General features: G+C 44.0%; 14 protein-coding genes. 5 read left to right on the forward strand and 9 right to left on the reverse strand.

Annotation, left to right across the window (positions count from 1 at the left end):
- Nucleotides 1-39 precede the first annotated feature (39 nt).
- The 3 genes from BTO09_RS11805 to BTO09_RS11815 are packed head-to-tail and all read left to right on the forward strand — an operon-like array spanning nt 40 to nt 2,025.
- Nucleotides 40-660, forward strand: a complete 621-nt coding sequence (locus tag BTO09_RS11805; protein WP_157663497.1) for a hypothetical protein — start codon at nt 40-42, stop codon at nt 658-660.
- Complete coding sequence (locus BTO09_RS11810) at nt 633-1,400, forward strand: sensor histidine kinase (protein ID WP_087524974.1); 768 nt, start codon at nt 633-635, stop codon at nt 1,398-1,400. The genes BTO09_RS11805 and BTO09_RS11810 overlap by 28 nt, the downstream gene beginning before the upstream one ends.
- Entirely contained in the window at nt 1,390-2,025 is a 636-nt protein-coding gene (locus BTO09_RS11815; RefSeq protein WP_087524975.1) for a response regulator transcription factor, read from the forward strand. The genes BTO09_RS11810 and BTO09_RS11815 overlap by 11 nt, the downstream gene beginning before the upstream one ends.
- Here the strand turns inward: BTO09_RS11815 and BTO09_RS11820 are convergent.
- From BTO09_RS11820 to BTO09_RS11840, 5 genes are read right to left on the reverse strand one after another with little or no spacing between them, the layout of a single operon-like run.
- Nucleotides 2,022-2,543 carry a hypothetical protein gene (locus BTO09_RS11820; RefSeq protein WP_087524976.1) on the reverse strand — a complete coding sequence of 174 codons (522 nt, stop codon included), beginning with the start codon at nt 2,541-2,543 and terminating at the stop codon, nt 2,022-2,024. The two genes, BTO09_RS11815 and BTO09_RS11820, sit on opposite strands and share 4 nt — an antisense overlap.
- A gap of 4 nt (nt 2,544-2,547) precedes the next feature.
- Nucleotides 2,548-4,113, reverse strand: coding sequence for an FMN-binding glutamate synthase family protein (locus BTO09_RS11825; protein WP_087524977.1), 1,566 nt, complete (start codon nt 4,111-4,113; stop codon nt 2,548-2,550).
- 3 nt (nt 4,114-4,116) lie between these two features.
- Entirely contained in the window at nt 4,117-5,388 is a 1,272-nt protein-coding gene (locus BTO09_RS11830; RefSeq protein ID WP_087524978.1) for an amidohydrolase, read from the reverse strand.
- A gap of 1 nt (nt 5,389) precedes the next feature.
- Complete coding sequence (locus BTO09_RS11835) at nt 5,390-6,643, reverse strand: amidohydrolase (protein WP_369826915.1); 1,254 nt, start codon at nt 6,641-6,643, stop codon at nt 5,390-5,392.
- Nucleotides 6,644-6,679: 36 nt separating this feature from the next.
- The gene (locus BTO09_RS11840; protein ID WP_157663498.1) at nt 6,680-7,216 is read right to left on the reverse strand and encodes a DsrE family protein; all 537 of its coding nucleotides are present in this window, start codon (nt 7,214-7,216) and stop codon (nt 6,680-6,682) included.
- Nucleotides 7,217-7,398: 182 nt separating this feature from the next.
- On the opposite strand from BTO09_RS11840, the gene BTO09_RS11845 reads away from it, so the two are divergent.
- Nucleotides 7,399-9,720: an ATP-dependent helicase gene (locus BTO09_RS11845; protein WP_087524981.1), complete on the forward strand. Its 2,322-nt coding sequence runs from the start codon at nt 7,399-7,401 to the stop codon at nt 9,718-9,720.
- A gap of 20 nt (nt 9,721-9,740) precedes the next feature.
- On the opposite strand, the gene BTO09_RS11850 is transcribed toward BTO09_RS11845, so the two are convergent.
- Both BTO09_RS11850 and BTO09_RS11855 read right to left on the reverse strand, forming a co-directional pair.
- Nucleotides 9,741-10,523: an alpha/beta hydrolase gene (locus BTO09_RS11850; RefSeq protein ID WP_157663499.1), complete on the reverse strand. Its 783-nt coding sequence runs from the start codon at nt 10,521-10,523 to the stop codon at nt 9,741-9,743.
- Between the two features lie 248 nt (nt 10,524-10,771).
- Nucleotides 10,772-11,674 carry an alpha/beta hydrolase gene (locus BTO09_RS11855; protein WP_232454959.1) on the reverse strand — a complete coding sequence of 301 codons (903 nt, stop codon included), beginning with the start codon at nt 11,672-11,674 and terminating at the stop codon, nt 10,772-10,774.
- Between the two features lie 144 nt (nt 11,675-11,818).
- On the opposite strand from BTO09_RS11855, the gene BTO09_RS11860 reads away from it, so the two are divergent.
- Nucleotides 11,819-12,436 (forward strand): L-threonylcarbamoyladenylate synthase, encoded by a 618-nt coding sequence (locus BTO09_RS11860; protein ID WP_087524984.1) that lies wholly within the window; start codon nt 11,819-11,821, stop codon nt 12,434-12,436.
- Nucleotides 12,437-12,456: 20 nt separating this feature from the next.
- On the opposite strand, the gene BTO09_RS11865 is transcribed toward BTO09_RS11860, so the two are convergent.
- Both BTO09_RS11865 and BTO09_RS11870 read right to left on the reverse strand, forming a co-directional pair.
- Nucleotides 12,457-12,972, reverse strand: coding sequence for a lipocalin family protein (locus BTO09_RS11865; RefSeq protein WP_087524985.1), 516 nt, complete (start codon nt 12,970-12,972; stop codon nt 12,457-12,459).
- A gap of 12 nt (nt 12,973-12,984) precedes the next feature.
- Complete coding sequence (locus BTO09_RS11870; RefSeq protein WP_087525557.1) at nt 12,985-13,458, reverse strand: Dps family protein; 474 nt, start codon at nt 13,456-13,458, stop codon at nt 12,985-12,987.
- Nucleotides 13,459-13,499 lie beyond the last annotated feature (41 nt).

Raw genomic sequence — 13,499 nt, forward strand, 5'->3', positions numbered from 1 at the left:
GATCAGTTTATTGAGTTTCTAAAGCATTGGTTACCGACAATGCAAATTGTAACAGTCATTGTGGGCACCTTGGCAGCCTTTAAACAACGCAATAGACTCCTCAATTTATTTGTTTTGTTTCTGTGGTATGCCATACTCAACGAGTTTTTTGCGGACTATTATGGAACCGAAATTCAACCTGGTAACAATAGTATCGTTTATAATGTTTTTTATCCAGTATTCTTTGGAGTTCTTTTTTATCTGTTACATCAATCTATAAAGAGTCGGAGGTTTAAACAGCTTATAGTTTTCATGTATGGGAGTTATTTTATCTCCATGTTTATTGAGCTATTTGTACTCGGAGTAGATTACACGCTGCAACGGCAATCGCTTCCTTATATCATAGCCGGAACTTCACTCTTAGTATGTTTTTTGTATTTTTTCGTTGAATTACTGCGAGAAGAACTGGTAATGCATGTAGAGCGTAATATGGTCTTTTGGATTGCAACAGCTTACTTCTTCTATCTATTGGCCTATGTGCCGCTTAAGGTGGAGCAGAACTACTATGCCAACAGTGTTAGAATGGCAAGTTTATTTGATGTCTATTTCATTATGACCTTAATTATGAATTTGTTTTTGATTATTGGATTTGTATGGAGCAGTTTGTGGGAGGAGAAATAATTCTTTTTATTACCATACTCTGTGTTTTAGGAGTGTTCTTGTGGCTATTTGTGCTCATTTTCATTCGTCGCAAGAATATGTTATTGGCTAGGCAATACCAAGCCGAAAAGGAATTTGAAGCTGAATTGGCGAAGGCACAGGTAGAAATTCAACAACATACCCTCAGAAATATTAGTTGGGAACTTCATGACAATATTGGCCAATTGTTGACACTAGCTAAAATACAAGCTCAAAACGCACAAGAAAAGCCTGCAGAACTTGTTCAAGCCATAGACAGCATAGGGGAAGCATTGAATGAGCTCAGAGATTTGTCAAAACACATTAATCCAGAAAGTCTCAAAAATCTAAAACTGCATCAGGCTATTATGGCTGAGACGGATCGGTTTAATAGATTAGGTGTCATTGTAGCGGATACACAAATTAAAGGCACTCCGATCGCATTAAACGCTCAGGAAGAATTGCTTCTCTTTCGTATTGTTCAGGAATTTTTTACAAATACCATTAAATATGCCAAGGCAAAAAAGCTCAATGTAGTATGTGCATATAGTGAAAACACTGTTGCAATTGCTTGCAGGGACAATGGTATTGGTTTTGACCCGTCTCAAATTCATGAGGGATTGGGTTTAAGAAATATGCGTCATAGAGCAGCAATTCTTGGAGCAGAGTTACTTATTCAATCCGAATTAAAAAAAGGTACTACCTTGGAACTGACTTATAAAAAGGATTCCTATGACTCATAAAATCGTTGTGGTGGACGATCATACCTTATTACGCCAAGCAATAGGTCATATGGTTAACAGTTTCGACAATTTTGAAACGCTTTATGAATGCCAAAATGGCGAAGAGTTACTGACGCAACTCCAGACTTCTAAGGAGCATCCTGATATCATCCTAATGGATATAAACATGCCAATAATGGATGGAATTGAGGCGACAGAAAAGGTATCGTCCTTGTGGCCAGAGATAAAGATAATGGCCTTGTCTGTCGAAGAAGAAGATTCCACGATTTTAAGCATGCTTAAGGCAGGTGCCTGTGGATATTTGCTCAAAGACTCTAAAAAGAGCGTTTTAAGACAAGCTCTGGAACAGCTTGTAGATACAGGTTACTATCATACGCCAAACGTTGCCAAACTTCTTGTGAACTCATTGAAAGAACCAAGAATTTTAGATACGCTAAAGGATCGGGAAAGGGAATTTTTGACCCATGCGTGTACCGATCGCACCTATAAAGAGATTGCAAATATTATGTGTGTAAGTCCGAAGACGGTAGAAGGTTATCGGGATTCGCTCTACGAAAAGCTTGAAATTCGGAATCGGATAGGTTTGGTTCTTTTCGCTATTAAAAACAAGCTAGTCAATCCTTAAAATAATTCCGCTACCTCTTTTCTAATGTAAGCGAGCGCCTTTTGAGAAGGGGTAACATCGTCCATAAAGTTGGTCAACAAATACTGACGCAAATTGTCTGGAGATCCGTCTTTTTCGTGCATCACACCTTGACGGATCACGTGAATGGTCGCATTCTTGGCTGCGTTGATCAAATTCCAGCACTCTTGAGAGACATAGATCTGCTGAGAGATGTTGTGGTCGAACTCCTGTTCAATATTTCGGATCAATAGGCTCTCGTAGTTCTCCAGGCTATTTCCAACGGGTTTAACGCGCGTAAGGAGTCGATTGGGGTCTATGCGCTCCAAAAACAAGGTCAAGCGTTCGTAGGCTTGTAAACGCATGGGAATGGTGTTCTTCTGCGCTTCTTGCTGGATCAGATAACGACGGCGACCTTCTTCGTTAGCCGTGTGACCTTTGAAAAAGTAATAAGCGACAATTCCAACCAAGATGGCCGGAAGTAAGTAGGCAACATAACCTAATACCTGTTCGATTTCCATAGTTCTAGTTTGATGTTTGGTAGCTTCCTCCCAAATGTATGCATTCTTTCAATTTCTGCATACCTTCAAAAGGTACGGGTTGTTTTTTGTATTTAAAGGTAGAACGCATGTCTTGCGACAAATGCTTATCGTCCATGTTCATTTCTACGTCTGCCATAGTGAATTGACAGGGGTGTTCGTAACCTGCGGCATGGGTGATCTCTACAAGTTCTTTTCTGAAGGTTTTAAAGTACTGATTCAATCGGTCCGATTTAAGCGGAATATCAATTCCGTTCTGCAACCATTTGGACTGCGTGGCCACACCAGCCGGACAGCGATTGGTGTGACAGATCTGTGCCTGGATGCAGCCAATGCTCATCATGGCCTCTCGGGCAACGTTTATCACATCTACGCCCAAGGCAAAGGCCATGGCTCCTTTGGCCGGGAAACCCAGTTTACCACTCCCCACAAAGACAATTCTGTCTGTGAGTCCATGGTTCTGAAATAGTTTGTAGAGATCTGCAAAACCGTATACCCACGGTAGTGATACGTGATCGGCAAAACTCGGGGGTGCCGCACCGGTTCCGCCTTCACCACCGTCTACACTAATAAAGTCAGGGCCTGTTCCGCGTTGTTTCATTTCTAGGGCTAACTCTTCCCATTGATCCAACTTTCCAATAGCGGCTTTGATCCCGACAGGAAGCCCGGTATTTTCTGCAATATCTTCTATAAAATCTAGAAGTTCGGGAACTGTTGAAAAGGCGGAGTGTGTAGGTGGAGATAGTACATCTTTACCCACTTCAACCCCGCGTATCGCAGCGATCTCTTTGGTGATCTTCTTCCCGGGTAGTACGCCCCCTTTTCCGGGTTTAGCCCCTTGGGAGAGTTTTACCTCTATGGCCCGAATCTGCGGATTATCTGCCACCAATTGTCTCATTTTTTCCATGGAGAAGGTACCGTCCGGGTTGCGAACTCCAAAGTAGCCGGTGCCAAAATGAAAGACCACATCGGCCCCTTTCTGATGATAGGGGGAAAGGCCGCCCTCGCCGGTATTGTGATAAGCTTGGGCCTTTGCAGCGCCAATATTCAATGATTCGATAGCCTTGGCAGAAAGCGATCCAAAGCTCATGGCGCTGATATTAATAATGGAGGCAGGTCTGTACGGTCGCTTGCGCTTGTTGTGTTGTCCCATTACCTTGGCGCAGGGCAAAAAGCATTTGTCTAGCGTGTTCGGATGATCTGAACTGAGTTTGTAGGGTATCATTGCATTGTTGATAAATACATGCTGATACTGGTAAATGTCTCTATCGGTTCCGAAGCCTTCGTAATTGTTCTCTTTTTTGGCTGAGGCGTAGATCCAACCGCGCTCAATGCGATTAAAGGGCAGCTCTTCTCTGTTGTTGGCTACCAAATACTGGCGCAGTTCTGGGCCAATACTTTCCAGCATATAACGAATATGCCCAACAATGGGGAAGTTGTGACTTATGGTGTGTTTGCGTTGGAATATATCGCGCAGCGCAATAAAACCGAACACGACAAGCAGCCATGCCCACCAAGGGATTCCACCTAAAAAGTCCAAAATTGCATCCATGGTTTAGTTGTTCAGATAATCCATGCTGAGTTGAATAAATGCTTTCACTCCTAAAAGCATTCCGGATTCGTCGATCTTAAAATCAGGCGTGTGATGCGGAAACGCTTCGGCCCCGCCTGGAGCCCGTCCGCCCAAAAAGAAATACAATCCAGGAACCTCTTGTGCAAAGAACGAGAAGTCTTCGGCTCCGGTAACAGCTTTGGTCTCAACAACCTTAGAAGCGCCTGCAGCTGCTTGCAATGAAGGCAGCATCTGAGCCGTTAAAGCCGGATCGTTATACGTGATCGGGTAACCTCTGGCGATCTGAATACTCGCTTCTGCACGATAAGCTGCAGCAATGGCAGGTACCATTTCTTCCATACGCTTATTGATATAAGCCTGCATGTTCTTGTCTAAGGTTCTGAGCGTTCCGACAATTTGAACCTCTTCTGGGATGATATTACTGCGGACTCCGCCCGTGATCTTTCCAATTGATAGTACGGCGGCCTCTTGCGTAAGTGGAGATTCTCTAGAAATGATTGTCTGTAAACCATCGATGATCTTAACAGCAGCCATGATCGGGTCCACACCGCCCCAAGGTTGAGAACCGTGTGTTTGCTTGCCTTTTACGGTAATTTCAAAGCTTTGTGATGCCGCCATAATACCTCCTGGTTTGTAAGTGATCAGGCCAACAGGTTGTTGCGAAGAGATATGTAAACCAAAGATGGCATCTACATCTGGATTCTTCAGTACGCCTTCTTTTACCATGAGTTCTGCACCACCTTCTTCTCCTGGAGGAGCGCCTTCTTCTGCAGGTTGAAAGATAAACTTAATGGTTCCCGCAAAGTCGTTGTTCTTACTTAAGACCTCTGCAACACCCATTAAGATAGCGATGTGCGTATCGTGGCCACAGGCGTGCATAACTCCCGTCTCAACACCTCTAAAGGTGGTGGTAACAGTACTTTTAAAGTCTAGGTCGTTGCGCTCGGTAACGGGGAGAGCGTCTATATCTGCGCGTAAAGCCAAGACCTTCCCAGGGCGATTTCCTTTCAGGATACCGACCACACCTGTTAAAGCAATGTCTGTTTGAACCTCCATTCCAAGAGATTTCAAGTGTGCCGCGATCTTCTTTGCAGTGTTGTATTCCCTATTGGATAGCTCCGGATTCTGATGGAAGTAGCGCCTCCATTCGATCACTTTGGATTCAATATTGGCAATATCAGCATCCATATTGGCCTGTCCAATAACGGGTAGGGTAGCGATCGCTGCGATGGCTACAAGAATTAATTTACGCATCTTATGGTGTGTTTAAATAGTCAACAGTTAATTGTAAAAAGGCCTTAACGCCTAGGAGTAAGCCTGAATCATCAATTTTAAAATCAGGTGTATGGTGTGGGAAGGCCTCGGTGTTTCCAGGAGTCATTCCGCCTAAAAAGAAATAAAAACCAGGCACCTCTTCTTGATAAAAAGAAAAATCTTCTCCTCCTGTGGTCGCCTTTACCAGCTCTACTTGATCTGCTCCGGCCACTGCTTGTAAACTTGGTAGCACTTGATTGGTCAAGGCCAGATCGTTAAAGGTGATAGAAGTGAAGTTCTGAAACTCGATACTCGCTGTTCCGCCGTAGGCTTTGGCAATGGTTTCTGTCATTTCTGTCATGCGGCGCACTATCAAGGCTTTCATGTCTGGGTCAAGGGTGCGGACAGTACCAATCATTTCTGCGGATTCTGGAATGATATTAAAGCGAACGCCGGCTGTTATTTTACCTACGGAGATCACCGCTGCCTCATCGATTAGGCGCGACTCTCTACTGATAATACTTTGGTAGCCATCTACGATCTTGGCTGCAATATAGATAGGGTCAACACCGCTCCAAGGCTGTGAGCCATGGGTCTGTTTTCCATTGACCTTTACCACGAAGCGTTCTACCGCAGCCATGGTGCCGCCCGGTTTGTATCTAATGGTGCCCACAGGAGTAGCCGAATTGATGTGCAACCCAAAAATGGCATCCACATCCGGATTTTTTAGTACACCTTCTTTGATCAAGAGTTTGGCACCACCTTCTTCTCCCGGAGGAGGGCCTTCTTCGGCAGGTTGAAAAATAAATTTTACCGTTCCTTTAAGCAGATCTTTATTGGCTGCTAAAACCTCTGCCACCCCCATGAGTATGGCTGTGTGTGTGTCGTGGCCGCAAGCGTGCATAACCCCTGTCTCTGTGCCTAAAAAGGTAGTGGTAACTGTACTCTTAAAAGCAAGATCGTTGCGTTCGGTAACGGGAAGGGCATCAATATCAGCGCGTAAAGCAATTACTTTTCCGGGTTGATCTCCTTTGAGAATACCTATAACACCAGTTTTACCGACCCCTGTTTGAACTTCCAGACCAAGACTTTTTAAATGGGCCGCGATCTTAGCGGCTGTTTTGAATTCTCGGTTGCTGAGCTCTGGATTCTGATGGATCTCTCTGCGCCATTGGATCACTTTACTTTCAATGGATGCAGCATCTAGCATGAGTTTTTCGTTCACTTCTTGCGCCTGAGACCAGCCCAGGGTCATAAAGGCTAAAACGAGACAAAGGTGTCGGTACATATTTTAATTGAAATTTATAATGGTATAACCTTCTTGTTGGAGCTGGATCATGGCAGTCATGGTAGACAATGCCATTTTAACGCCCGGAATACGACGTGAATCACCGAGATTCCTGCTTCCTGCAGATTGTCCGCAGAGAATAATATCCACATCGGCAGCTTGCAAGGCCTCAATAAGTCCTAAATTCGGATTGTCCACGCCGAACTTTTCCTTGTAGTATTGATTCTTAAGCAAGCTGTAGCTTGCGTTCCCGTGAAACACGGCCGCAACTTCTAACTGAGACCTGTCTTTACCGGCGGCGACATGCATATTGAGAAAACGCGCAACGGTATTGATATAGGCACTTAATTGCTCCGGATCATCTGGAGCGGCACTGAGATCCAATAAAACCTTAAAAGTAGCTGAGGTGTTTAAAGGGATGTCTAGTTTGGGTACCTCAAAAGTTGCTCCGTAGTTTTCGATCACTGTACCCTGAACACGAGCGTTCTGGGAATAACAAATAAGCGAACTGAACAAGAAAGCGGTAAGTAGTAATTTCATTGTTGTAATTAGGTTTTTAAATATACGCATATTCAAGAACTACCAAAAGCACGACAAGAAGCAATAAAAGAGTCGGGAATTCTACACTTTACTGTTCATAAATATTGAGCTTTTGAACCAAATTTCTGCCCTTAAATGTCTATTTTCACGACTCTGAAATCGAGACTTCCAAAGCGAGCATTTTGCAAGATTTTTTAAATGAATTGAACGAGGCACAACGGGCTCCCGTACTGCAAAAGGACGGGGCTATGATCGTTATTGCCGGTGCCGGTTCGGGTAAGACCCGAGTATTGACCTTTCGCATTGCGTATTTGATGCAGCAAGGGGTAGACCCTTTCAACATATTAGCGCTAACCTTTACCAACAAGGCAGCACGAGAGATGAAATCGCGTATTGCCAAAATTGTAGGGGCAAGTGAGGCTAAAAATCTCTGGATGGGAACCTTTCACTCCATCTTTGCAAAGATCCTGCGCTTTGAAGCAGACAAGTTGGGGTATCCGTCTAATTTTACCATTTACGACACCCAAGATTCCCAGAGCGTGATCCGCAGTATCATTAAAGAGATGCAGCTCGACAAGGATATCTACAAATACAAGCAGGTCTACAATCGTATCAGCAGTTATAAGAACAGCCTGATCACGGTTAAGGCTTACTTCCAGAATCCGGAGTTACAAGAAGCAGATGCCATGGCAAAAATGCCTCGTCTAGGGGAGATCTACAAAGCATATGTTGATAAGTGCTTTAAGGCTGGAGCCATGGATTTTGACGATCTGTTATTGCGTACCAACGAACTGCTTACGCGCTTTCCGGAAGTGCTCGCCAAATATCAAGATAGGTTCAGATACATTTTGGTAGATGAGTATCAAGATACCAACCACAGCCAGTATTTGATCGTTAGGGCGCTGTCAGATCGTTTTCAAAATATTTGTGTGGTAGGAGATGATGCGCAGAGTATCTACGCCTTTAGAGGGGCGAACATCAACAATATCCTCAACTTCCAAAAAGACTATGACGATGTTAAGGTTTACCGTTTGGAGCAGAATTACCGCTCTACCAAGAATATCGTAGAAGCGGCCAACAGCATCATAGACAAGAACAAGACCAAGCTCGAAAAAACTGTATGGACAGCCAATGAGGACGGCCCTAAGATCAAGGTCAACCGAACCATGACAGACGGTGATGAAGGACGTTTTGTGGCGAGTTCCATTTTTGAGAACAAGATGCAGCAGCAACTCGCCAATAGAGATTTTGCAATCCTCTATCGTACCAACGCCCAATCACGTGCTATGGAAGATGCCTTGCGAAAAAAGGACATTCCCTATCGCATTTACGGCGGGCTGAGTTTTTATCAGCGTAAAGAGATCAAGGATGTATTGGCCTATTTGCGTCTCATCCTGAATCCGAAGGATGAAGAATCCCTTAAGCGGGTTATCAACTATCCGGCTCGTGGAATAGGGCAGACCACCATTGATCGTCTTATTGTGGCGGCCAATCACTACAACCGTTCCATGTTCGAAGTGATGGAGAACATCGAAAAGTTGGAACTGAAGATCAACAGAGGCACCCAGCAAAAGCTTTTGGATTTCTGTACTATGATACGCAGTTTTCAGGTTTTAAATGAGTCCTATGACGCCTTTCAGATCACCGAGCATGTGACCAAAAAGACCGGACTTGTTCAGGAACTTAAAAAAGACGGCACTCCAGAAGGTATTGCTCGAATTGAGAATGTGGAGGAGCTGCTTAACGGTATCCGTGATTTTGTAGAAGAACAAAAGGAATTGGCAGACGCCACTGGGTCACTCAACGAATTCTTAGAAGATGTTGCCTTGGCTACGGATCTTGATCAAGACACTTCAAATGAAGACAGAGTGTCTTTAATGACGGTTCACTTAGCCAAAGGACTTGAGTTTCCTTACGTCTATATTGTTGGGATGGAAGAGGAGTTGTTCCCTAGTGGGATGAGCATGAATACGCGAGCCGAGCTTGAAGAAGAGCGCCGCTTGTTCTATGTCGCTGTGACGCGCGCAGAGAAACAAGCCTATTTGACCTACACCCAATCGCGCTATCGATGGGGTAAACTCATCGATGCGGAACCTAGTCGCTTTATAGAAGAGATAGACGATCAGTATTTGGAATACCTAACGCCCATAACCGAGCACAGGTACAAACCACTGATCGATGCTGATATTTTTGGGGAAGTTGATAAAAGTAAGCTCCGACTTAGAAAACCTACAGCAGGTTCGCCTCCTAAAGGGCCATCGCAAGAACAGTTGGAAAAATTACGAAGATTAAAACCGGTAAGCAGAGCCACCGCAAACCCCGGAACGCACCTTAGCGCGTCCGAGGTTCAAGTGGGTTCTTTAGTGGAACATATTAAGTTTGGCAAAGGTGAGGTCCTTAAACTCGAAGGAGTAGGAGGAGACACCAAGGCCGAGATACGATTTGAGCACGGCGGACTCAAAAAGCTTTTACTGCGATTTGCGAAGCTCAAGCTTTTGTCCTAATGCAGATATAGGGCAAACAATTATCTTAGAAAAAGGCTGACATACTCTTCGATCTGGTCGTACGCTTCGTTCCATTGCGTATCGTTCCAGCTGTTGGAATGTCCGGCATCAAATTCCTTGAATCGCATCTTAATACCTGCATCTTCTAAAGCACTGGAATAATTGACACCGTTACTCATTGGTACCTTTTTGTCATCCTGGCCGTAGATCAGCAGGCGCGGTGAAGTAAATATATTGATATTGTGTAATGGGCTTAAAGACTCAAGAGGATCCTCACTATAAGCTGTAGGATCTACAAGAAGTCCCAATAATTCTTCGAAGTTATCGGCTCTGTTGAGGTAAGGATCGGTAAAATCCGTAGGGCCAGCAATGCTAGTCACAAACTTCACTTTGTTGTCTGTGTCGAAAACACTATCGTACATAAGACCTATGTGACCTCCGGCGCTACGACCTACAATACCAAACTCTGGCAAGATCTGAAAACTGTCCGAAAGCATGCTGACATGATCGATCACCTTACCGACATCCAAAAACTGTGTTGGAAAGGCAAAATTCTCGGCATCTGCCAAGGTGTAATTCATATTAACGATAGCAACATCGGGCATACGCTCCAAAAGGGTAGCTACCATATCGTTTAGGTTGATCTTGTCGCCGTTGATCCAGCCTCCACCGTGGAGTAAGATAACTACTCTAGTTTTTCTGTGATCTCGGTTAACAGGTAAATAGATGTCGTAAGTCTGATGTTCACCAGTTCCATAACTGATATCAGAAAATACAACAGAACGTCCGGCAAAATCATCCATTTGGGAGATGGATTTTGGGCTTAATTCTTCGTATCCTTCAAAGCCAGAATTTAAAGGTGAATACCCAGTTAAAATAAAAATCGCGGTTAGAACAAACAGGATTAGGTTTTTAGGGTGTGACATAAGTATGTTGTTCTAATGATTAGGGACTCTAAACTAGTCATATTGTAATAAAAATACGACAAACAACATAAAAAATCGTTGAAATGCTTAAAACATTAACAAATCAAAAAAATCCTGTTAAAAAATTATGGGTTAACCGCAAGGTACTGCGAGATATAACCTATTAGTTGCATTTGTAGGTTCTCGTAGTTGGCCTGACTCCAGTCGTCTCCATGGCCTCCTTCGTAGATCGTGAAGCTGTGAGAAATGTTCGCATTGGCCAATGCGGCTTCTAAATTTAAACCGTTGGTTATGGGTACTAGAGGGTCTGTATTTCCGTAGAACATAATGGTAGGAGCACTCGCACTGTTAACTTGATAGACCGGACTTGTGACTTCTGCATAATTGGTATCACTGGCATAAGCAGACTCGTCTGTCAAGGCGGCGAGTAAGATCTGGAATTCCGGATTCTCACTGTAGAAGGGATCTGTAAAATCTGTAGGGCCGACAATACTGCAGACCATTTTGATCAGATCCTCATTATCGTAAACATAGTCGGTCATTAAGGAGATATGGGCCCCAGCACTTACACCAATCAAACCAAACTCTGGCAACACCTCAAGCTCACTGGCTTGTTCTTTAACCTGATTCAATGCCGCCTTTAGATCTAAGAATTGATTGGGGAAGGCAGGAGTAGTGGCATCGGCGAGCACGTAGTTGATATTCATGATCGCATACTGCGGCAATTCACTTTGGATCCAACTTATATAAGGAGTCATGTCTTGCTTGTCTCCGGAAGCCCATCCGCCTCCGTGGACCAATACCAGCACTTTTGTTTTTGTGCTGTTGCGTCCCGCAGGCAAATAGAGGTCGTATACTTGCTGCGGATCTGAACCGTAAGAGACATCTGTTTGGATCGCAGCGGCTAAGGGCACAGTTGTGTCACTTTGTTCCTGCATGTCGGTGTCTTGTGGTTGTTCGTCAGAAGAACAGCCCAAGGTCAGCATGAACCCAAAGAAAACCCAAATAAAAAAGTGCGATCGCAACATCTTGTTCCTAGCAATTTAGATGACCTTTTAGAATCACCGTTTAATTAAAGACGCCCGATTTAAGAATTTATTACAGTTTGTTTAAGATTTTTTTTAGTTGGCTGCGGAATTTTTTTGTGCTAACTTTAAATAAATGCTTGGATCATGGCGACATTTCTTAAGATTTATCCAGAAAATCCGAATCCGAAACAGGTTTCAAAGGCCGTAGAGATCATTCGCAATGGCGGCCTAGTGATCTACCCTTCGGATACGGTCTATGCCTTAGGTTGTGATATAAACAACAAGGCTGCCTTAGAAAAGGTGGCCAGACTAAAAGGCCTTAAACTAGAGAAAGCCAATTTCTCTTTTGTTTGTAAGGATCTGAGTCATCTGTCTGATTTTGTCAAGCAGATAGACAACAGCACCTTTAAGATCTTGAAGCGCTCCTTGCCGGGCCCTTATACCTTTATATTACCTGCAGGTAATAATTTGCCCACGGCTTTCAGGAAAAAGAAAGAGGTAGGGATACGCGTTCCTGATAATGCTATTGTTCAGGCTATAGTGGATCAGCTTGGGCATCCAATTATTTCTACTTCTATACGCGACGAGGATGAGATCATCGAGTATACTACAGATCCGGAACTTATCTATGAGAAATGGCAGGATCTGGTAGATCTGGTCATTGATGGTGGCTACGGAGGGAATGTAGCCAGTACTATCATAGACCTTACTTCTGGCGAACCTGAGCTTATCCGAGAAGGAAAGGGAAGTTTGGAGATCTAAGGGAGGTCATTTTGTTCCAATCAACGGTTGTGAAAATCACGATCTGCTACCTTTGTGCCCTCCGGCACGTAGTAATCTACTATGGTACGCTCCTGATTTCCGTATTGGGTGTGTTTGTAAGAGACCACCAGAGAGTCTGCATTCAGGGTTATTAGTCTAAAGTATTTGTAGTCGTTCTCTATTTGCATCAGTGATGGCAATTGTGGACTTTCCCATTTAATGAAACTACCGTGCTCGTTTTGAAAGGCTTTCCATTTTCCGTGCAGACTTGGACCACAACTACTGCTGCTGCCATTGTTATCGGCAAAGGTGCTGTCCCTATGATAGGTGATGCGGTAACGCAGAAAGCAGTCGCCCATATTCATGCGGTGCCCGCCATTGTAGCGACTGGCCAACATCCAGGTCTTGGCAGAATCCGCAGCAATAAGAGAATCAGCCTCTTGTGGTAGGGCTAGCTTATGGGGTTCAGAATTTCCACAACTCGTAATGAGTAGCAGCAGTGTGCCAATTCCAAGGAACCAAAATTTATGTAGCATGAGGACGTAAAATTATTGATTCAAGTAGGCCGAATACATCCAAACCAGTTTTTCCTGTTCGCGAATATAATCGCTCATAAGGGCATTGGTACCTTCATCATCTGACTCAGCCGACATATTGAGCAGTTCTCGCTCAAGCGGCAGCAAAACCTCGTATCCCGCTAAAATAGCTTTAATAGCATCTTTTCCGTCTGAAATGTTCTTAGCCTCTGGGATACTGGCCACCGCAATAAAGTCCGAATAAGTATGTAAGGGCGTAAACCCGAGGGTTAGCACGCGTTCTGCTATTTCGTCGATCTTGATCAAAGAATCGTTGTAGAGCTCCTCGAACTTAAGATGTAATTCAAAGAATTTATCTCCTTTAATGTTCCAGTGAAAGCCTCTGGAGTTCATATAGAACAGTTGATAATTGGCCAAAAGAACATTTAGTTTGGTGGCAGTGGATTCCGATGCTTCCCGGTTTAATCCAATTCTCGTTAGTTTCATGCTGTTGAATTTAATACTTACAAGATAGTCCATTTTTTACC

The organism is Gilvibacter sp. SZ-19, assembly GCF_002163875.1.
In the GTDB taxonomy this organism is placed as follows: Bacteria; Bacteroidota; Bacteroidia; order Flavobacteriales; family Flavobacteriaceae; genus Gilvibacter.

What these genes read in the sequence shown, in the direction of transcription:
- BTO09_RS11825 (WP_087524977.1), bottom strand. Translation starts at nt 4,113, where the DNA reads ATGGATGCAATTTTGGACTTTTTAGGTGGAATCCCTTGGTGGGCATGG.
- BTO09_RS11840 (WP_157663498.1), bottom strand. Translation starts at nt 7,216, where the DNA reads ATGAAATTACTACTTACCGCTTTCTTGTTCAGTTCGCTTATTTGTTAT.
- BTO09_RS11810 (WP_087524974.1), top strand. Translation starts at nt 633, where the DNA reads ATGGAGCAGTTTGTGGGAGGAGAAATAATTCTTTTTATTACCATACTC.
- BTO09_RS11805 (WP_157663497.1), top strand. Translation starts at nt 40, where the DNA reads ATGCAAATTGTAACAGTCATTGTGGGCACCTTGGCAGCCTTTAAACAA.
- BTO09_RS11855 (WP_232454959.1), bottom strand. Translation starts at nt 11,674, where the DNA reads ATGTTGCGATCGCACTTTTTTATTTGGGTTTTCTTTGGGTTCATGCTG.
- BTO09_RS11870 (WP_087525557.1), bottom strand. Translation starts at nt 13,458, where the DNA reads ATGAAACTAACGAGAATTGGATTAAACCGGGAAGCATCGGAATCCACT.
- BTO09_RS11830 (WP_087524978.1), bottom strand. Translation starts at nt 5,388, where the DNA reads ATGCGTAAATTAATTCTTGTAGCCATCGCAGCGATCGCTACCCTACCC.
- BTO09_RS11850 (WP_157663499.1), bottom strand. Translation starts at nt 10,523, where the DNA reads ATGGATGATTTTGCCGGACGTTCTGTTGTATTTTCTGATATCAGTTAT.
- BTO09_RS11815 (WP_087524975.1), top strand. Translation starts at nt 1,390, where the DNA reads ATGACTCATAAAATCGTTGTGGTGGACGATCATACCTTATTACGCCAA.
- BTO09_RS11820 (WP_087524976.1), bottom strand. Translation starts at nt 2,543, where the DNA reads ATGGAAATCGAACAGGTATTAGGTTATGTTGCCTACTTACTTCCGGCC.
- BTO09_RS11865 (WP_087524985.1), bottom strand. Translation starts at nt 12,972, where the DNA reads ATGCTACATAAATTTTGGTTCCTTGGAATTGGCACACTGCTGCTACTC.
- BTO09_RS11835 (WP_369826915.1), bottom strand. Translation starts at nt 6,643, where the DNA reads ATGACCCTGGGCTGGTCTCAGGCGCAAGAAGTGAACGAAAAACTCATG.
- BTO09_RS11860 (WP_087524984.1), top strand. Translation starts at nt 11,819, where the DNA reads ATGGCGACATTTCTTAAGATTTATCCAGAAAATCCGAATCCGAAACAG.